Here is a 21,240-nt window from a genome sequence, read left to right as displayed (position 1 = left end):
TTGCCAACAGTAAATCAGGAATGAAACGTATTTATCAAATATTACTGCTTTGCGCATTGTTCGGTGGCGTCATTGCCTGCGAAAATGAAACAAAGGTCTGTGACCAGACCTTGCGCACAGACATACGGGTAGCCTTCAAACGCGACAGCGCCGGCATTATCAGAGACACGATTATGCCGAAGGTAACGTTGAAGGCCCTGGACCGGGATACGCTCATCAACCGGGCACGGCTCGGGGTGATCACCTTTCCGTTGTCTCCCACGGCCGACAGCAGCAGGTTCCACCTCCGGGTAGATTCTGCCCTGATACCGGATACCCTTACCTTCCGGTATGTCCGCAAATCCCATTTTATTTCACCCGGTTGCGGATTCGGTACCTATTTCAACATTGATACGGTAATCACTACACGAAATACCATTCTTTCTGTTCAGATTAATAATAAGTCAGTAACCAGCAGCGATGATACGCACCTTACTTTGTATTTTTCTTATTAGCAGCATCCTGTGCGGCATCCGGGCCCAGGCTCAGCAAAAGCCAGCCACACCGCCGCTCAAAACAGACAGTCTCCGTAAACCGGCGACCGATACTGTTATTGCGCAACCGCGAAAAGACAGCAGCTATGTACTGCCCGGCGGTATCCGGATAGGACTGGATCTCAGCCGTATTGCCACCTCCATCTATTATCCCTATAGAAAAGAGTTCACCATTATAGCAGACGCCCGGCTGAAAAGCAACCTGTATGCAGCCTTTGAGGGAGGTTATGCCAATACACCCTATAGTGATGACCGTTATACCTATAAAGGCAGCGGCGCATTCATTACACTGGGTATTGACTACAATTTTCTGAAAAGACAATATCCCTCAGAAAAAAACATGTTCTATGTAGGGGCACGCTACGGATTCTCCCATCTTTCCTACGAAGTACCTACCTATACCATAGAAAGCTCCTACTGGGGTAAAAACCTCACCGGGTCTATTCCCAAAAGCAGCGTAAATGCACATTGGATAGAGCTGGTAGTAGGTCTGAAAGCAGAAATATTCAAACACTTCTTCATGGGCTGGAATCTGCGGGAAAGGATATTGATCAACAACGTGAAAACAGAAGATTTTACACCACTGGTCATTCCCGGCTTTGGCAGTGGCTCCAAAAAGTCGGTGTTTGATGTACAATACACAGTATCCTATGTATTGCCATTATACAACATCCGGGAATATGTGAAACTGGCCGAAAACAAAAAGAAAAAGATTCCTAAAAGATAATAGATACCTCTTTGGTAAGATATACAGGCAGCTGATATTTCCGGATATCAGCTGCCTGATTTTTTTTATCGTAATCAGCTTAGGCTTTTCCTTTCCTTACCATCTCCACATGTGGGATGTTATCTTCCATATACGTGTCACTGGTTTGCTCAAAACCCAAAGAAGTATAAAAGGCCAGCAAATATTCCTGCGCACTTATTCTCACGGCTACATCGCCAAAATATGACGCTAAGGCCTCCAGGGATTTCTCCATCAGTTCCCGGCCGGCACCTTTGCCCCTTGCCAGGGGAGAGGTAACTACCCGCCCGATAGAAGTTTCCGGATATTTAATACCTGGCGCAAAAATGCGGGTATAAGCCAGCAACTGCCCCTTATCATCCCGCCCCATCACATGTATGGCTTTCTGATCGGCATAGTCCAAATCCTGGTAAGGACACTGTTGCTCCACTACGAATACTTCATTACGCAAATGCAGTACATCGTACAGTTCTGTTGTCGTTAATGCTTCAAAAGGTTTAATGCTCCAGTTCATACGCGTTTACTTTGACATAAATTTAGCAGAAGCTTTCAATAATCCTGCTAATTTTATAGGCGATAGACGAATATTCAGCGCAATCTCACAATCATGGAAGCAAAGCATCATCCGTTCCTCTCATTGGAACACATTACCGTCAGGTATCTCGACAAAACATTGTTCCAGACCCTCCAATGGCAGATCAACAAAGGGGAACAATGGGCTATTACCGGCGCCAGCGGATCAGGCAAAACCGCCCTGCTGAACACATTACTCGGAAAGTTCAACATCATCAACGGTAGTATTCAGTATCATTTTTACGACGAATGGCGACAGCAACATACGGTCACGGACCCTTATTTCACTTACCGTAACCTCATTGCCCTGGTAGGCCATCACCACACTTTCCGTAACCATTCCAATACCACTACCGACTTCTACTATCAGCAACGGTTCAACAGTATGGATGCAGAAAATGCACCCACCGTGCAGGAATACCTGAACATCACGGAAATACCCGCCAACCTGCAGGCCCTGCGGATTGCCCCCCTGATGAACAAACACCTCATCAAACTATCCAATGGCGAAACACGCCGGGTCATGATTGCCCGCGCACTGCTGCAACAACCGGTATTACTGCTGCTCGACAATCCCTACATAGGACTCGATGTACAGGCCCGGAAAGATTTTACGGCCATGATCAATGACATCATTGCCGGCGGCACAACGGTATTACTGACCACCTCTCCCCGGGAAATTCCTTCACATATCACCCATGTACTCACCCTGGATCAGGGAACGATAACGGGAAAGCATACACGCGAAGCATACCTGGAACTGCCCCTGCCGGAAACAACGGAAACCGTCATACCGGAAATGGCCGCAGAAAAAATAGCCGCCCTCGTACAAAGCAATACCGCACCGGTTTTCAACAACATTGTACAAATGGAAGCCGTACAGGTAAAATACGGCGAGAACACCATCCTGCAGCACATCAACTGGACCGTAAAACCCAACGACAAGTGGGCTTTGCTGGGACCTAACGGCGCCGGAAAATCTACCTTACTCAGCTTGATCAACGGCGATAACCCACAGGCCTATGCCAACAAAATATGGTTGTTCGACCGTAAACGTGGCAGCGGCGAAAGCATCTGGGACATCAAGAAAAAAATAGGCTTCGTATCGCCGGAACTGCACCAGTATTTTACCTCCCGCGATCACTGCCTCCAGGTAGTATGTTCCGGCTTTACAGATATCATCGGCAAAACCCGCCCGGTAACACCGGAACAGGAACACATTGCCATGGAGTGGATGGATATACTGGACATCGGCGCTTACCGGAATGTACCCTTCAAACAGGTGCCGGAAAGCACACAACGCCTGACATTACTGGCACGCGCGCTGGTGAAAAATCCACCGTTGCTGATATTCGATGAACCTTGTCAGGGACTGGACAGTCAGCAAAAATTACATTTCAAACAAACCATCGAACAACTATGTGCCCATATGCCGGTAACACTTATTTATGTTACCCACTATGAAGAAGAATTACCTGCATGTGTCAACCAATACATCCGCCTGCAAAAAGGTGAGATGTGCTAATCATCCCTGCTTTGCGGTAGCCGGCATCCCATGGATTACTGCTACCGCAAAACAGCGATCCTTTCCTGCCCGATCCTCCTGCTATCCCCAGTGTCAATAAATTTCCCGACATTCGCATCAAGTACCTAAACAGTTAATCACCCTAATTCGCGTTCCAGATGCATCCTACCAAACGGCTATTTGCTGTAGCAGCTTTATTTGTATGTCTGACAGCCTTGTCTGTACTCATTGGTTGCCGTACAACAAAAAAAGAAATGAACCCCGAATTCGCCAAATACATTGAGGCTTATACTGCGGGCATCATTTCCAAACAAAGTGCCATCCGGGTACACCTGTCCGGACAGGTCAATGTCACCCATACACAGAATGAAGCGCTGGACAAAGAAGTCTTCTCGTTTTCACCATCGGTAAAAGGTAAATCCTACTGGATAGATGCTACCACCATCGAATTCAGACCCGATGAAAACCTGCAGCCGGGAAAAACCTATCAGGCTACCTTTAAACTGGGTAAGGTGATGGAAGTACCTAAAGATCTCAAATCTTTCGACTTCGAATTCAAAGTCATCAAGCCTTCCTTTGCCCTGGATCATATGGGGCTGAAAGCCAGCAGCAACAACACGTTGGAGCAGATGACCTACACCGGCTCCATTGCTACCGCCGATGTAGAAGATCCACAGGCCATCGAAAAAGTACTGCACGCACAATATAACGGCAAATCATTACCGGTATCCTGGCAACACAATGCGGCCCAGAAAACGTCGCGTTTTACCGTCTCCAATATTATGCGCGGCAACATTGCCCGCAACCTGGAAATCACCTGGAACGGTCAGTCCCTTAAAGTGGACAACTCCGGTAAAAAAACCGTAGAAGTACCTGCTATCGGCGATTTCAAAGTACTGGATGTAAAAACACTCGCAGAACCGGAGCAACACCTGCTCGTACAATTCTCTGATCCGATCAGCGCCGCACAGACACTGGAAGGACTTATCGGTATCAGCGGCCAGAGTGATCTCCGCTATACCATAGACGGCAGTGAAGTAAAGGTATATGCACCGGTAAGACTCGAAGGCAACTATAACGTCATCATCAACGAAGGCATTCAGAATATCACCGATAAACGTTTGGGGAAAACATTCAGTGCCAATGTCAATTTTGAAAATACCCTGCCCTCTGTACAGATACCTGGTAAAGGCGTTATTCTGCCGGAAAGCAATAAGCTGGTGATGCCGTTTGAAGCCGTGAACCTGAATGCAGTGGATGTAACGATCATCAAAATATATGAAAACAATGTACCGCAATACCTGCAGCGGAACAACCTCAGCGGCAACGAAGAGTTACGGCGTGTAGGCAAGCCCGTGGTAGAAAAAACCATCCGGCTGGATACCGATAAATCCGTTAACCTGCGTAAGAAAAACCGCTTCTTCCTAGACCTCGACAAAATGCTGCGCACCGAACCAGGCGCCATCTATAATATTACCATCGGCTTCCGCAAAGCCTATGCATTAACCGCCTGTGCGGCAGATACCGGCAACACAGCAGAAGCAGCGGAAGAAGAAAGTGAATACTACGGCGGAGAAAAAATTGACGACGACGACGAATTCTGGCAGCGTTATGACAGCTATTATCCTTATGGTTATAACTGGGACCGTCGCAACGACGCCTGCTCTAACTCCTATTACAGCAAAGATAAATGGGCGGTCCGCAACGTCTTCTCTTCCAACATCGGCCTCATTGCCAAAAGAGGTAATGATAACAGCATGCTGGTAGCGGTAACGGATATACGCGATACCAAACCCATGATAGGCGTGGAACTGGAACTGCTGGACTATCAGAACCAGGTGATCTTCAAAACCAAAAGTGATGGCGAAGGCCTCGCCCTTTTTGATCTCAAACGCAAACCATTCCTGCTCATTGCCAAAAAAGGCAACGAAAGAGGTTACCTCAAACTGGACGATGGCAGCTCCCTGCCACTCAGCCGCTTTGATGTAAAAGGAGAGGAAGTACAAAACGGGATCAAAGGATTCCTCTACGGCGAACGCGGTGTATGGCGCCCGGGCGACTCGTTGTACCTCACTTTCATCCTGGAAGACAAAGAGAAAAAATTACCACCGGACCACCCGGTCACCCTGGAACTCTACAATCCTAAAGGACAGCTGTACAAACGTGTCAACCAGCACCAGGGCCTGAACGGCTTCTACAGCTTTGCCACTGCCACTGCACCGGATGATCCTACCGGCAGCTGGGTAGCAAAGGTGAAAGTAGGCGGCGCTACCTTCCAGAAAAACATCCGCATCGAAACAGTAAAACCTAACCGCCTGAAAATTAAAATGGACTTCGGTAGTCAGACATCCTTGTCCAAAGGCGGCGCTCCGGGTAACCTGTCGGCCATGTGGCTGTTTGGCGCTACCGCCCAGCACCTCAAGGCGAAAGTGGATGTATCACTCGTACAACAACGTACCAGCTTCAAGAACTTTTCGGATTACTCCTTTGATGATCCGGTAACACATTTTGAAGCCGAAAATAAAACCATCTTCGAAGGCCCGCTGAATGAAAACGGTACCGCTCCGGTGAATGCAGACATACAACTGGGTAAACTGGCGCCGGGTCAGCTGAAAGCCAACTTTGAAGTAAAAGTATTTGAACCAGGTGGCGATTTCAGTATCGACCACTTCTCTATGCCTTACAATCCGTTTACCGCCTACGCCGGCTTACGGATACCTCAGGGCGACCGCACCACCGGTATGTTGCTGACCGACAAACCACATAGCATCGACATCGTGGATGTAGATGGCAACGGTAACCTCATTGGCGGCAGCCGCGATGTACAGGTAGAACTGTATAAAATCAGATGGAGATGGTGGTGGGATGAAGGAGAAAACGAAGATTACTCCAACTTTACCCAGGATAGCTACAACCAGCTGCTGCGCAAAGAAACCATCACCCTGCAAAACGGTAAAGGAAAATGGAACCTGCAGATCAACTACCCCGATTGGGGCCGTTACCTGGTAAGGGTTAAAGACCTGCAAAGCGGTCATACCTCCGGTAAAGCAGTATATATCGACTGGCCGGGATGGGCTGAGCGGGTACAGAAAGAAAGTCCTGCTGATGCCTCCATGCTGGTATTCACTTCCGACAAACAACAATACAAAACCGGCGACGATATTACCCTCACCATCCCCAGCAGCGCCGGTGGACGCGGCCTGGTGAGCATTGAATCCGGCAGCAAAGTGCTGAAAACCTTCTGGCTCAATACCCAGCAGGGACAAACCACTTTCAAATTCAAGGCAGAGAAAAACATGACGCCTAATATATACGTCAACGTTAGTTTACTGCAACCACACGCACAAACCATTAACGACCTGCCGATCCGCATGTTTGGTACCATTCCGATCTCCATTGAAGATCCAGGTACCATCCTGAAACCGGTGATTACCATGCCGGAAAAACTGAAACCGGAAACAGAAGCCACCCTGACCGTCAGTGAAACCAACGGTAAAGCCATGACCTATACGGTAGCCATTGTAGACGAAGGCTTGCTGGACCTCACCCGTTACAAAACGCCGGATCCACATAGTATTTTCTATGCCCGGGAGGCACTCGGTGTAAAAACATGGGATCTCTTTGACTATGTAATTGGCGCATGGGGCGCCGATATGGATCGCATCCTCAGTATCGGTGGTGATGAAGGCCTCAACAAAAATGCCGGCAACGCCAAAGCCAACCGCTTCAAACCAGTGGTAAAATATATGGGGCCTTTCTACCTGAAAGGTGGGCAGAAACAAACCCATAAATTCAAACTGCCGCCGTATATCGGCTCCGTAAAAGCCATGGTGATAGCAGGGCAGGACGGCGCCTACGGTTTTGCAGAGAAAAATGTAGCCGTGAAAAAACCACTGATGCTGCTGGCTACCGCGCCGCGTGTACTCGGCCCATCAGAAACCATACAGCTGCCGGTAACCGTATTCGGCCTGGAACCTAACATCCGCAATGCCAGCGTTACCCTCAGCACCAGCCCGCTGCTGGAAGTAGTGGGAGAGCGTACGAAAACCGTTACCTTCTCACAACCTGGTGAACAACAGGTTTACTTTGATGTAAGGGTACGGCCGCAGACAGGCATCGCAAAAATAAAAGTAACCGCCACCAGCGGCAGCGAAAAAGCAGAAGAAAATATAGAACTGGATGTACGTAATCCCAATCCGGTGATTACTAACGTCATCGAATACACGCTGGAATCCGGCAAGGCATGGAATACTGCTTATAGTCCGGTAGGCATGGCAGGTACCAACTCCGGCGTACTGGAAGTATCTACCATTCCGTCCCTCAACCTGGGTAAACGTCTCCGTTTCCTGATAGAATATCCGCACGGCTGTATTGAACAAACTACTTCCGGTTTATTCCCGCAGCTGGTATTAAATCAGCTGATGGACCTGAAAGAAGGACAGCTGGCAGAGATCGACCGCAATGTAAAAGCAGGTATCAACCGCCTCAAAGGCTTCCAGACCTCCGACGGTGGTTTCAGCTACTGGCCGGGCGAAGGCAATGCCGACGAATGGGGTACCAGCTACGGCGGACATTTCCTCCTGGCTGCTCAGGAACAGGGCTATACCCTGCCACCGGGCGTACTGGACCAATGGAAAAAATACCAGCGTAACAAAGCGGCTACCTGGGCGCCTAACACGCTCAACTTCTACGGCAGTGACCTCACCCAGGCTTATCGTCTGTATCTGCTGGCATTGGCGAAAGTGCCGGAACTCGGTGCCATGAACCGGCTGAAAGAATTTAAGTACCTGTCTGTTCCCGCTAAATGGCGACTGGCAGCAGCCTACAAATTATCCGGCCAGCCGGAAGTAGCCAACTCGCTGGTACAAAATATCAATACCGATATCAAGCCATACAACCAGCTGGGCGGTACCTTCGGCTCCGACCTGCGCGACAAGGCCATGATCCTGGAAACACTCACTATCCTGGGACAACGGAACCGCGCCAATGAACTGGTGAAACAAATTGCAGCGCAACTGTCGCAAAACGACCAGTGGTACAGCACACAAACCACCGGTTATTCATTGATAGCCATCGCTAAATATTGTGGCAGTAACAAAGGCGGTAGCAAAATGAATTTCAGCTACACCCTCAACGGTGTTAAAGGCAATGTCAACGGCGCGTCCTTTGTAACGCAGATCCCCGTTACTTTCAATAGTAACGCCGGCAACATCAGTCTGCAGAACAACGGACAAAACCTGCTGTATGTAAGGCTGATCCTCCAGGGTCAACCGGAAGCAGGCCAGGAACCGGTAGCCACCAACAACCCGGATATACTGGGCCTGCAGGTGACCTACAGCACCCGCGATGGTAAACCACTGGATCCGGCTACCCTGAAACAAGGCAGCGACTTTATGGCTACAGTATCCATCACCAATCCGGGTAAACGCGGCTATTATGAGCAAATGGCCCTCAGCCAGATATTCCCTTCCGGCTGGGAAATCCTGAATACCCGGTTGATGGACAACGACAGTGCGTTCCATACTTCGCCGGCTACGTATAAGGATATACGTGATGACCGCGTATACACTTATTTCAACCTGGAAGAAAATAAAAAACATATTTACCATGTACTGCTGAATGCTGCTTACCTGGGTCGGTATTACCTGCCGGCTACGGCTTGCGAAGCCATGTATGACAACAACATACACGCCTTCCTGCCAGGTAAGTGGGTGGAAGTAGTGAAGTAACAAATAACCGGGATCACTGGTTATACGATACGCATTGTGCCACAGATTACAACGGATCATTACCGTATTATCTGTTTCACAATGCGTATTTTGTATTTTGCAGGTCCGTAATGATTTCATCAATTTTCAGGAATGAACCGATTTAAACGAAAATGGTGGCTGGTATTGGTAGCTGTGGTGATCACCGCCTATTACTTTTGTTTACCCCGGCAACTGTTTACTACCCCTACTTCCTTTGTACTGGAAGATAATAACGGCGATCTGCTCAACGCAGCCATTGCTCCGGACGGACAATGGCGGTTTCCGTATAATGCCCATGTACCGGAGAAATTCAAACAATGTATCATTGCCTACGAAGACAAACGCTTTTATTATCACTGGGGCATAGATCCCATTGCTATCGGGCGCGCCATTAAACAAAACCTGAAAGGCAACAAAGTAGTGAGCGGTGGCAGTACCCTCACCATGCAGGTGATCCGGTTGTCGCGCAACCAGCCCCGTAATATCTGGCAGAAAATGGTAGAAGCCTTGCTGGCTACCCGCCTGGAATTTGCTGCCTCTAAAAAGAAGATCATCGCCCTCTATGCTGCCAATGCTCCTTTCGGTGGCAACGTAGTAGGGCTGGAAGCCGCCTCCTGGCGGTATTATGGCCGTAAAGCCGATCAGCTCTCCTGGGGAGAGATGGCCGCACTGGCCGTATTGCCCAACAGCCCCGCACTCGTACACCCCGGTCGCAACCGGACTACGCTCAGGAATAAACGTAATCAGCTGCTCGACAAACTCTATGAGCGGCGTGTTATCGATAGCGTTACCTGCAGCCTCGCCCGCCTGGAACCCTTGCCGGATCAGCCGTTGCCGCTGCCACAATATGCACCGCACCTACTGGACCTGTTCCGCCGCGATTACCAGCAACAACAGTCGGATGGCCCTACCCGCATCAGCAGCACTGTATCAGCCGACCTGCAACGTAATGTAACGGCTATCGCAGAACGGTATCACAACGCCTACAAGGCCAATGGTATCAACAATGCAGCGGTACTGGTACTGGATGTAGAAACCGGTAATACGCTGGCTTACGTAGGGAATATCTATCATCCTGCTGAGCCGGAACTGGAAAGCCATGTGGATATCATCCAGGCCCGCAGAAGCCCCGGCAGCACCCTGAAACCCATCCTGTATGCCGCTATGCTGCACGACGGCTTAATACTGCCCAATACCCTGATACCCGACATCCCTACACAGATTGCCGGTTACTCCCCGCAAAACTTTGACCTCGGCTACGACGGTGCGGTTCCCGCTTCCCGGGCCCTTGCCAGGTCGCTCAATATTCCATCTGTCAGGATGCTCCAGCAATACCGCTATGAACGTTTTCATACCCTGCTGCAAAAAATGGGCATCACTACCCTCGACAAACCGGCCGACCACTACGGCCTGTCGCTGATACTGGGCGGTGGCGAAACCACCCTATGGGAGCTGAGCGGCGTATATGCCAGCATGGCGCGTACACTCCTCCATATGGAGCAATACAAAGGCAAATACGATCAGGATGATATTCACCCACCCAACTACCAGCGGAACCTGCAACGTCCGTCTCAATTCGGGCTGAGTAAAAGCGGACAACTGGATGCCGGCAGCATCTGGCATACCTTTCAGGCCATGACAGAAGTAATGCGGCCAGGGGAGGAGTTATTATGGCAACAGTTTTCGTCGTCACAGCGCATCGCCTGGAAAACCGGTACCAGCTTCGGTTTCCGGGATGGGTGGGCCATCGGCGTAACACCGCAGTATGTAGTAGGCGTTTGGGTAGGCAATGCCGACGGAGAGGGGAGACCCGGGCTGATAGGCGTATCCACGGCAGCGCCAATCCTTTTTGATGTATTCCGTTTACTACGCACCGCCAGCTGGTTCAATACACCCTATGCGCAACTGACGAAGATAGCAGTATGCCGTAAAAGCGGCTTCCGGTCCGGAGAGCTGTGCGAAGAAACCGATACCATCTTTGCACCCGTAGCCGGCGTTCGTGCAGGCGTATGTCCGTACCACCAGCTGGTACACCTGGACAGAACCGGCCAGTGGCGGGTAACAGAAGCCTGCGAGTCGCCGCAATATATGCAGCACAAATCCTGGTTCATTCTGCCGCCTTCTCAGGAATATTATTACCGCAGTAAAAATTACTATCAGCAACTGCCGCCCTACAAGCCGGATTGTGTGGCCTCGCTGGGGTTAGACCGGGCGCCGATGGAGCTGATTTATCCGCGGCCGAATGCCCGTATATTCGTGCCCGTAGAAATCGACGGCAAGCCGGGTCAGACCATCTTTACGGCTACCCACCGCAACAGTACCGCCAAAATATTCTGGCACCTGGACAATAACTTTATTGGTACAACCAGCGAGTTTCATCAGATGGCGCTGCGGCCGCCGGCCGGTAAGCATACCATTACCCTGGTAGATGAAAACGGAGAAAGAATAGCGCTGGAGTTTGAGATATTAGATAAAGAGAGATAAAAAAGGAAATGAAGCATGCTGCTTCATTTCCTAGTAATTATATTTTTCTTTCCAAAGCTGTTTCAGATAACGGCGCAGCTCATCTTCCCGGGCATTGCTGCCAGGATTATAAAAGCGCGTGCCTTTGATCGCATCCGGCAGAAATTCCTGCTCAACAAAGTTATTGGTATAATCATGCGCATAGGCATACCCCTTGCTGTATCCCATCTCCTTCATCATTTTCGTAGGGGCGTTCCTGATATGCATCGGCACCGGCAGATCACCCGTTTTGGCAACGGTAGCCTGGGCCATATTGATCGCCATATAGGAAGCATTGCTTTTAGCAGAAGAAGCCAGATACGTCACACACTGCGACAGGATAATCCGGGATTCCGGATAACCGATCAGGTTCACGGCCTGAAAACAGTTGGTAGCCAGCAACAACGCATTGGGATTGGCATTGCCGATATCTTCGGAGGCCAGTATCACCAGCCGGCGGGCAATGAATTTTACATCCTCTCCGCCATCAATCATACGGGCAAGCCAGTATACCGCAGCATTGGGATCGCTTCCCCTGATAGATTTGATAAAGGCTGATATGATATCATAGTGTTGTTCGCCGCTTTTATCGTAAATGGCTACACGCTGTTGTGCAATATCCATTACTTTCTGATCGGTAATCACCACCGGATCTTCCTGTAAAGTACCTACTACCAGCTCAAACAGGTTCAACAGCTTACGGGCATCTCCCCCTGAAATATTAAAGAGGGCAGTTGTTTCTTCCAGGGTAATATTTTTGGAACGCAGCCAGGCGTCCCGTTCCATCGCCTGCTGCAGCAACTGCATCAGCTGGTCGTTGCCCAGTGGTTTCAACACATATACCTGACTACGCGACAATACCGCGGCATTCACTTCAAACGAAGGGTTTTCCGTAGTAGCGCCGATGAGGGTGATAATACCTTTTTCCACGGCGCCCAGTAAGGCATCCTGCTGGGATTTATTGAACCGGTGGATTTCATCGATGAACAATACGGCGTGTCCCTGTTTACGGGCCATTTCTATTACTTCCCGTACTTCTTTTACCCCCGCAGCGATGGCGCTGAGGGTATAAAAAGGTACCTGCAGGGTATGTGCAATAATATTGGCAATGGTTGTTTTACCAACACCGGGAGGACCCCACAAAATCATGGAGGGTATTTTCCCCTGCTGGAGGGCTTTCCGTAAGATGCTGTCTTTACCTGTAAGATGTTCCTGCCCCACCAGTTCATCCAACGTTACCGGTCTTAACCGCTCTGCTAATGGTTGCATATGCTTTAATTATTCGTTATTTGCCCGGCACTACAGGAATGTCGCCGTTATTGCTGGCTGCCGGATGATTGATCCGGTCCATTTTCAGCGCCATGATACCTTTGATGGATCGGGCGCGGGTAATCGCTAAGGACGCCTTAGTACCGGTAAACAATTCATGTACCGTTGCTTCAAATAATTCCAGCCAACGGTCAAAAAAGGCCGGCTCCAATGGTATCAGCTTATTCAGCCGGAAATGAGGTTCCATGGCATTGCGGCCATAGTTGTGGCTGTCCAGCAACAGGCTTTCCCAGAAGTTATACATAATGGGCAGGTGGTGCGACCAGTCTACCCGGGCAATGTCATTAAAAATAAACCCGATGAGGTTATCTTGTTGTACTTTTTCATAAAAACTATCCACTAACAGGATCACATCTTCCCTGTTGGCAATCTCCCGCTGTACCATAGCTGTGCTTTATTTTAGTGCTGGTCCTGGTCCCTGCCTTCCTTGTTTTGCTGCCATTGGCGCAGAAAGCGGAAAGAAAGGGTCGCATTCAATATCAGTAATATCCCTGTCAGCAAGCAAATGACACCGATGGTTTTGATGATCGGCCCCTGGATGATCGTCTGCTGATCTGTTGGCATTTCCTTCGCAGCTTCCGCAATCATTTCCGGCGTAGCGGCTACACAGGCGAGGCCACCAAACAGCATTACCAGGGCAAATGCCATGACAATGGTACCCATAATCCGGATCCCGCCCGGCGTGTTTTCTTTCAGCGGCATGTCCGGCATCAGTAAGCTCCGCTGCAGGTATAACGACAGTACACTATGAATAAAACAAGCGCCCCAACTCATAAATGACAAGAGCAAAACGGTGTTGGCCCCGATAAACAATACCGTAGAAAGGCCCATAAATGCAAAAAAGCCTGATACTATTAACGTAATTGCCGTAGTTATCCTGTACAATTTAAACCTGAAATTCATTCAACGCGTGTTTTATAGGCTACAAACCTACCTAATTATTTAGAGATTCGATACCACAACTATACAGAATTTGCACCACCGGTTGCCGCTCATAAAAAAGGGTTAACATAAGCTGACCTGTTTTCCATAACTTTAAATACTAAACCTGTTTTAAATATGGATAAAACAAATGCGGTAAAACTACCGTTGCTGGCTGCCATGATCACCTTTGCAGCGTGCAATTCCAACAACTCCCCGCAACAACAGGCTGCGGATTCAACCAAAGTTCCGGCATTTAACCTGGCCGACATCGACTCCAGCTTCAAAGCGTGCGATGACTTCGATAATTATGTAAACGGTAACTGGCGGAAAAACAATCCCGTTCCTTCCACAGAAAGCCGCTGGGGCGCTTTTGGTATCCTGGATAAAGAAAACAAGGAAGTACGCCTGAAAGGCATCATTGCTGAAATCACCAGCAAAAAAGACCTGAAAAGCGGTACAGAAGAGCAACAAATCGCAGACTACTACACTTCTTACCTCGATACTGCGACTATTGAGCAACGCGGTATTACGCCCCTGCAACCTTACCTCGACAAGATCAACGGGATTAAAACCCTCGCTGACTGGGCAAGCGTAACAGGCGAACTCCAGAAGATTGGCGTATCCAGCTTCACCGGATTTGGTGCAGACGCAGATGCCAAAGACAGCAAAATGAATGTGCTGTACCAGGGCCAGGATGGACTGAGCCTCGGCGAAAAAAGCTATTATGAAAGACAAGATTCTGCTACCAAAAATGTACGCAGCGAATTTGTCACCCACGTTGATAAAATGTTTAGTCTGGCAGGTTTCCAGGATGCCAATCCCGGTAAAACCATCCTCGACTTCGAAACCAAACTGGCGAAACTCCAGTTATCCAATGTAGAGCTGCGCGACCCGGTTAAAAACTACAACAGGGCTGCTTACGGCGAACTGAAAAAACTGGCGCCGGACTTCGATTGGGATGCCTTTACGCAAAAACAGGATATCAAAACCGATACCCTCGTACTCCAGAACAAAGCATACCTGACCAATGCCAGCAAACTGGTAAAAAGTACGCCACTGGAAACCCTGAAAACCTTCACCAGGTTCCAACTGCTGAGCACTGCTGCTCCTTATCTCCCGAAAGCCTTTGAATCAGAAAATTTCCATTTCTTCGGTACCGTAATGACCGGTAAAAAAGTGCAGAAAACCCGTATTGAACGTGCGATCCGCTCTACCGATAATCAACTGGGTATGCCACTGGGCAAACTGTTCGCAAAGAAATACTTCCCGGAAAGCAGCAAACAGAAAGTTTCCGAGATGATCGAAAACGTGCGTAAAGTTTATGGCGAAAGAATCGATAAACTCTCCTGGATGAGCGATTCTACCAAACAAATGGCACATAAAAAACTGGCTTCCTTTACCTATAAAATCGGGTATCCTGATAAATGGAAAGATTATTCTTCCATTACCATCGATAAAGGCAAACTGCTGGAAAACGCCGTTGCTGCCAGCTTATATCACCACAAAGAAAATGTTGAAAAAATTGGCAAACCGGTTGATAAAAGCGAATGGGGTATGACACCTCAGACAGTGAATGCTTACTACAACCCGTTGAACAACGAAGTAGTATTCCCTGCAGGTATCCTCCAGCCTCCTTTCTACAATGCCAATGCGGATGACGCGATCAACTACGGTGGTATCATCGCAGTAATCGGTCACGAATTCTCTCATGGTTTTGATGATCAGGGTTCTCAGTTCGATGCAGACGGTAACCTGAAAAACTGGTGGACTAAGTCTGACCGCGACAACTTCGAGAAACTGGCTAAACGCTATATCGATTACTTCAGCAGCATTGAAGCAGCTCCTGGCTTTAAAATCAATGGTGCCCTCACTATCGGTGAAAACATTGCCGATCTGGGTGGTTTAACCCTGGCATACTATGCACTGGTTAAATCTTTCGAAGGTAAAGGCGAACCTAAACCTATTGATGGATTCACCTGGCAGCAGCGTTTCTTCCTGGGCTGGGCACAGGTTTGGCACGGTAGCATTACCGACGCCGGTCTGCGCAATCAGATCCAGACAGATCCACACTCTCCGGCAAGATTCCGTATCAACGGTCCGCTGCCTCACCTGAAAGAGTTTGAAGCCGCCTGGGGTTGTGCTCCTGGCAGCAAGATGGTACTGCCTGATTCTGCCAAAATCGTTATCTGGTAATAACGGGTAATCATCCCTGATAAATAAAAAAAGCCGGCCTGGAAATGATGAATTTCCGGGCCGGCTTTTTTAACACCTTCATTTCATACTTTTACAGCGCTTTTTATATTAATCATATTCAATAAAAAATATATTTTATGGGACAGTTGTTTAAACAATACCAGAAAGAATTAAGGAATATATTGATACTGGCGCTGCTGATAGCATTATCTTCTTATCTGCCGCAACTCCTGCATTTTGCCAAAACCTTTGCGGGCACCATGGTATGTATGGGCATTATCTGCGGATACATCCTGGGGATGAGCCTGAAAGTCTATTACCGCATTGTCGTGATGCGCATCAAACAGGAGACCGCCCTGTAATTACCCGTATTATAAAAACCATTCATGATGAAACATATATTCCTCGCAGCGGGAGCTGTACTGTTATTTGCCTGTGGCCAGACCGGAAAGCCGGCTGCATCTCAGGAAGCGCCAGCCGCAGACACCACGCAGGCAGTTGCTGCTGTCAGCGACAAATTCCCGGACCCGGTATGTGGCATGCCTTACGACACCAGCTATAAAGAGTCTATGGTATTTCACGGCGACACCCTTCATTTCTGCTCCGTTACCTGTAAGGATGTATTCAGCAAGGCGCCGGAAAAATTCATGGCTAAACTGAAGCACTAAATATCCCGTTTCGCTTTCGTTTATACTTTAACGTTATAACCTGTATCTACAAAAAAAAGCCGTCCCGGAAAAATCCGGGACGGTGTAAATACAGCTTATGAAATCTACGTTAAAAAACTATTTGTTGGCGAATTTAGTCCAGCCTTTGAACCAGGTATCACCTGCAGCTGCAGCACCTACGTAAGTAGTAGTGGTAAATGCACCGCCACTCAGTTTATCTTTGGTGAAGTCAGCACCGGTCAGTAACGGAGAACCAGTAGCAGGAGTTGGATCAAAAGTAGTATAACCCGTGTTGGTCAGCAGTGCTTCGTTGGAATTCACCAGTATTCTGTTAGCAAATACAGCAGTATTCAACCAGGTCAGCAAATTGAAATTTTCATTTTTACCTGGTGTAATAACAGTTGGGCAACCAGCGATTACGTTGTTTTTATATTGCAGTGCAGTAGAAGCTGCCAGGCTTTCTGAACCCGTTCCGTCAATGAACAAGCCTACAGGCCATCCGATAAATACAGAGTTGAATACAGAGAGGCTGCTGTTTCTTCTGATGTGTGCACCTCTTTTAAATGGATCAGCAGGTTTTGCTGCGTTTACCAGTGGTCCTACGATGGTCATGTTGCTGAATACCGCAGAAGTCTGTGGTGTTTTTTCAGAACCATCCGCATCGTTGTCAGATTCAAAACCGTTGGAAGCACCACTTGGTCCGAAGTCTGCGATGGCGGCATCACGCAGGGAAATACCAAACTGGATTTTTCCGGAGAAACCGTTATCAGTATCGAAATCATCATCTGTACCACGGTAAGCGATGAGGTGTTTACAGTTTACGCTACCACCAAACCACTCAAAGGAATCATCACCGGAGTGACTTACCTGTACATAATCAATTGTAGTACCGGAACCAACACTACCGAAAGTCAGACCATTGATCTCATCATTGGTAGCGAAAGCAATACCTGGGTATTCAATACGTACATACTTCATGATACCGGAGTTATCATCCGATTTTTTACCACCGTGTAAGCCATATCCGGTAGCGGTTTCATTCACACCACCTTCGATAGCCTGTAAACCGGCGATACCATCTTTAACACCGTTGGTGAGTGCATTACCCAGCAGGATCACACCACCCCAGTCACCACTGTTCGGTGTAGCCTCGTTGGAAGTAAATACGATTGGTTCAGCAGCAGTACCCTGTGCATCAATTTTACCATTTCTGGTAATGATCAGTGTACCCTTACCGGATTTTAATCCTTTAATCGTAACACCTGGCTCTATTTTAATAGTAGCACCGTTCAGTACAAAGGTAAATTCTGCCAGAATGTAAACTTTGCCTTTTTTCAGTACAGTGTTTGAAGTAATCAGTTTAGGCAGTGTAGCAGGAGCTTCCTGGTACTCGCTGTTGTTGGTAGTTCTTTCAACTGTTGCTTTTGTCATGTCAGTCGTAGTGTTACCATTGGGATTCGGCGTAGGCGTAGTGTTACCGTTATCATCACTCTTGCTGCAAGATGCGATCACTACAGACAAAAACATTAAAGGAAACAAAATTTTTTTCATGTCAGATGGATTGAGTGCAATTTTTAAACTTAATTGTTAGCTGAATATTAACTAATTACGAGACTAAAATTTATAAGAGAAGGACAGGTTTACGTTGGTGCCGGTTTTAGTGCTTATTCTCAGGAAATCACTGTTTTTGTCATATTTTCCATTATCGTTGATATCCTGATAAAAGTTAGCAGACTGATTGAGTATATCGCTTACCGTGAGTTTGATTTCTCCTTTGCGGAAGATGCGTTGAGACACCATGAAATCGAGCAGTGAACGCGGTGCTTCGTATACATCCGGTTCTGTATCATTACCCACAATAAATATTCTTCTGCCGATACGGTTAAATAATACATTCGCTACAGTACCGGTGGATTCTTTCTCAAATTGCAGCCCTGCGTTAATCACGTAAGGTGACTGCCCCTGCATAGGACGTGACTTCAACACTTTTTCCTTTTCAAACGATACTTTGTTGTAGATATAGGAAATGTTGGAGAACACTGTGAAACAATGCCAGAATCCGGCGTTGCGGCTGCTCAGGAAATCCAGGTTCTTTCTGAATTCCACTTCTGCTCCGGCGCTGCTGGCTTTCGGTGCATTCAGGTAGGTTAATCCTACAGAACCGGCGCCGCTGTTATAGAATCTTTCAATCGGTGATTCAAAATATTTGTAGAAAGCACCTACCGTAAATACTTCACCGGAACGTGGATACAGTTCATAGCGCAGATCCAGGTTGGTTACCTTACTTCTTTTCAGATTGGTGTTACCGGATTCGGTAGCCATCAGATCGAAGTTGTAGAAGGCAAAAGGCGCCTGCTCACGGAACTCTGGTCTGATTACGGTTTGTGATGCACTTAAACGGATATTTGTTTTTGCATTCAACAGGTAAGCCAGATTCACGGATGGCATTACATCTGTTACCGTGGTTTTATTGTTTTTCTCTCCGTTCTGTTTATACTTAATCGTCTGATCAAAATTTTCTACACGCACCCCCCATACAATACGCCATTTATCACGGATGCTGTTGTCGAACTGTAAGTAGCCGGCATTCAGCAATGCGTTGGCGCGATAAGCATCTGGTTCGTTGGTGATTTCATCCAGACGTAATAAACGTGGAGTGAAATTTTCCTGTGAAAACAGTTTGTCCGGTGTTAAACGAATAAGCTCACGGGCATATGGATCACTGGCATCAAATAAGGTATAACCTAGTGCACGTGGTGCAAAATCACGGTCTTTGCTTTGAATCAGGTAGCCCAGTTTAATTTGTTGCTGCTGGTTACCGATTTTCACAAAACGGCTCATATCAACGCTTCCGCCATAAATATTGTCGTTCAGTTTGGAAAAGAAACGGCCGGAACCTGTGATGGTAGCAGAACCGCCGGAAGAGATGTTAGCATAAAAGTCATTCTTTCCGGATGCACTGTTGTAGCTCAGTCTGCGCAGATCCGGTACATCCTGGCGCATGTTGGTATAGCTACCATTCCATTTGATTTTCACTTTTGCTTTTTCCCAGAAATGATCACCGGTTAACTGAGACGTATAAATTTTATTGCTGTTAAAGCCCAGCTCGTAGGATCGTACATCAGCTTCTGCAGGAATATCATCACCGGTACGTACCGTAGTGGAAACAGTAGAGTTTACACTGTACAGGTTTTTAAAACTGAGTTTATTTTTTCCGAACTGATAAGACAGGTTCGCCAGTCCACCCCACAATACATTCTGCGTGGATTTTTTATCATAATAGTTATAGATCCTGGTACCATCGTTATCAAAGTCCGAACGGTACGTATCATTATTACGGTTATTGCGGTTGTAGCTTAAAGAGAATACCGCACCAAAGCGACGGCCTTCTTTGCCTTTATTGATACCGCCGGCCAGCTGAAAGTTGGAGTTCAGCGGGGCACTTTTCGTAGTAGTTTCCCAGATGTTGGGGAATGATTTGGAGGCAGCCAGTTTCTGTTCTGTACTTAAAGCGTCGTATGCTGTTTTAGAACCGGGGAAGCCGGCAGGCAGCGCTCTGGTACCGTCGTCATAACCGAGCCAGTCTCTGTTACCACCTTTGTAGGTATAAAAATCCTTTCCGGCAGACTGGGTATTGAAACCAGTACCCGCCATCACTGTCAGGAAGTTTTCGGAAGGAATATCTTTAGTATTTACCTGTACCAGACCACCGGCAAATTCGCCGGGTAATTCAGGAACAGCAGCTTTATTGATCACAATATTTTCTACGATATTGGAGGGGAACAGGTCGAAGGAAAATGATTTCCGGTCTGGTTCCGTGCTGGATAATAAGGCACCGTTAACGGTAGCCTGGTTGTATCTGTCTGCAAGTCCGCGTACCACCAGGTATTTACCGTCCTGCATGGAAGCGCCGGATACTCTTTTCAGTACTTCGCCGGTATTTCTATCCGGAGATTTACGGATGGCTTCAGCGGAAACTACCTGTGCTACAGTGTTTGTATTTTTTTGGAGGGTGAGGAGCGAGTTGATGGTTTCTTGTTTGGCAGTACCTGAAATCACTACTTCTTTCAGGCTTTTGGAGCTGCGTTCTTCCATGACGATATCGAGGTAGGTAGGTTTACCGGTAGTTACAATTACCTCTGCTACAGACTTGGTCTGATAGCCCATGAATTTGAATTCCAGGGTGTAGCTGCCTGGTTGTACGGATAAAGTATAACGGCCTTCGACATCGGTTACGGCGCCTTTACCGGCTCCGGTGATCATGACAGTTAACCCGATGAGTGGCTCTCCTGATTTTTTATCTGTTACTTTACCTGTTATTTTAGATGGATCTCCTGCGAGTGCTGCATTTCCGATCAATAATAATACTAATACCCAAAGTTGTGCTGGTAGGTTGCGTTTCACGTACAATCTGATTTTGCGTTAATACGGTTTTAATTCCGTTTTAATGTTGGGTGCAAAACTATCAGCACGGAATTACCGCAGTGTTACCACAGTA

At 47.8% G+C, this 21,240-nt stretch carries 14 protein-coding genes; 8 read left to right on the top strand and 6 right to left on the bottom strand.

Annotated features, from left to right (window positions below):
* Positions 1 to 20: 20 nt before the first annotated feature.
* On the top strand, positions 21 to 494 hold the full coding sequence (locus OL444_RS05725; RefSeq protein ID WP_264734188.1) for a DUF6452 family protein: 474 nt from the start codon (positions 21 to 23) through the stop codon (positions 492 to 494).
* The gene (locus OL444_RS05720) at positions 460 to 1,260 is read left to right on the top strand and encodes a DUF6048 family protein (RefSeq protein WP_264734189.1); all 801 of its coding nucleotides are present in this window, start codon (positions 460 to 462) and stop codon (positions 1,258 to 1,260) included. The genes OL444_RS05725 and OL444_RS05720 overlap by 35 nt, the downstream gene beginning before the upstream one ends.
* A gap of 79 nt (positions 1,261 to 1,339) precedes the next feature.
* Here the strand turns inward: OL444_RS05720 and OL444_RS05715 are convergent, their stop codons facing one another.
* Positions 1,340 to 1,792 carry a GNAT family N-acetyltransferase gene (locus OL444_RS05715; protein ID WP_264734190.1) on the bottom strand — a complete coding sequence of 151 codons (453 nt, stop codon included), beginning with the start codon at positions 1,790 to 1,792 and terminating at the stop codon, positions 1,340 to 1,342.
* 93 nt (positions 1,793 to 1,885) lie between these two features.
* On the opposite strand from OL444_RS05715, the gene OL444_RS05710 reads away from it, so the two are divergent.
* The 3 genes from OL444_RS05710 to pbpC all read left to right on the top strand — a co-directional run bounded on the left by OL444_RS05710 (position 1,886) and on the right by pbpC (position 11,610).
* The gene (locus tag OL444_RS05710; RefSeq protein ID WP_264734191.1) at positions 1,886 to 3,376 is read left to right on the top strand and encodes an ATP-binding cassette domain-containing protein; all 1,491 of its coding nucleotides are present in this window, start codon (positions 1,886 to 1,888) and stop codon (positions 3,374 to 3,376) included.
* Between the two features lie 158 nt (positions 3,377 to 3,534).
* Complete coding sequence (locus OL444_RS05705; RefSeq protein WP_264734192.1) at positions 3,535 to 9,105, top strand: alpha-2-macroglobulin family protein; 5,571 nt, start codon at positions 3,535 to 3,537, stop codon at positions 9,103 to 9,105.
* Between the two features lie 132 nt (positions 9,106 to 9,237).
* Positions 9,238 to 11,610, top strand: a complete 2,373-nt coding sequence (gene pbpC / locus OL444_RS05700; protein WP_264734193.1) for a penicillin-binding protein 1C — start codon at positions 9,238 to 9,240, stop codon at positions 11,608 to 11,610.
* Between the two features lie 30 nt (positions 11,611 to 11,640).
* On the opposite strand, the gene OL444_RS05695 is transcribed toward pbpC, so the two are convergent.
* The 3 genes from OL444_RS05695 to OL444_RS05685 are packed head-to-tail and all read right to left on the bottom strand — an operon-like array spanning position 11,641 to position 13,788.
* Positions 11,641 to 12,897 carry a replication-associated recombination protein A gene (locus OL444_RS05695; protein WP_264734194.1) on the bottom strand — a complete coding sequence of 419 codons (1,257 nt, stop codon included), beginning with the start codon at positions 12,895 to 12,897 and terminating at the stop codon, positions 11,641 to 11,643.
* Positions 12,898 to 12,913: 16 nt separating this feature from the next.
* Positions 12,914 to 13,342, bottom strand: coding sequence for a group III truncated hemoglobin (locus OL444_RS05690; protein ID WP_264734195.1), 429 nt, complete (start codon positions 13,340 to 13,342; stop codon positions 12,914 to 12,916).
* 14 nt (positions 13,343 to 13,356) lie between these two features.
* On the bottom strand, positions 13,357 to 13,788 hold the full coding sequence (locus OL444_RS05685) for a hypothetical protein (protein ID WP_264734196.1): 432 nt from the start codon (positions 13,786 to 13,788) through the stop codon (positions 13,357 to 13,359).
* A 228-nt stretch (positions 13,789 to 14,016) separates the two neighbouring features.
* Between OL444_RS05685 and OL444_RS05680 the strand changes: the two genes are divergently transcribed.
* From OL444_RS05680 to OL444_RS05670, 3 genes are all read left to right on the top strand, one after another.
* Complete coding sequence (locus OL444_RS05680; protein ID WP_264734197.1) at positions 14,017 to 16,074, top strand: M13 family metallopeptidase; 2,058 nt, start codon at positions 14,017 to 14,019, stop codon at positions 16,072 to 16,074.
* A gap of 137 nt (positions 16,075 to 16,211) precedes the next feature.
* Positions 16,212 to 16,436, top strand: coding sequence for a hypothetical protein (locus tag OL444_RS05675; RefSeq protein WP_264734198.1), 225 nt, complete (start codon positions 16,212 to 16,214; stop codon positions 16,434 to 16,436).
* 24 nt (positions 16,437 to 16,460) lie between these two features.
* The gene (locus tag OL444_RS05670; RefSeq protein ID WP_264734199.1) at positions 16,461 to 16,742 is read left to right on the top strand and encodes a YHS domain-containing protein; all 282 of its coding nucleotides are present in this window, start codon (positions 16,461 to 16,463) and stop codon (positions 16,740 to 16,742) included.
* A gap of 117 nt (positions 16,743 to 16,859) precedes the next feature.
* On the opposite strand, the gene OL444_RS05665 is transcribed toward OL444_RS05670, so the two are convergent.
* On the bottom strand, positions 16,860 to 18,293 hold the full coding sequence (locus OL444_RS05665) for a beta-helix domain-containing protein (protein WP_264734200.1): 1,434 nt from the start codon (positions 18,291 to 18,293) through the stop codon (positions 16,860 to 16,862).
* 63 nt (positions 18,294 to 18,356) lie between these two features.
* On the bottom strand, positions 18,357 to 21,146 hold the full coding sequence (locus OL444_RS05660; protein ID WP_264734201.1) for a TonB-dependent receptor: 2,790 nt from the start codon (positions 21,144 to 21,146) through the stop codon (positions 18,357 to 18,359).
* Between the last annotated feature and the right edge of the window lie 94 nt (positions 21,147 to 21,240).

This window comes from Chitinophaga nivalis (assembly GCF_025989125.1).
In the GTDB taxonomy this organism is placed as follows: domain Bacteria; phylum Bacteroidota; class Bacteroidia; order Chitinophagales; family Chitinophagaceae; genus Chitinophaga; species Chitinophaga nivalis.
This window is presented reverse-complemented; position numbering and strand designations above follow the sequence as displayed.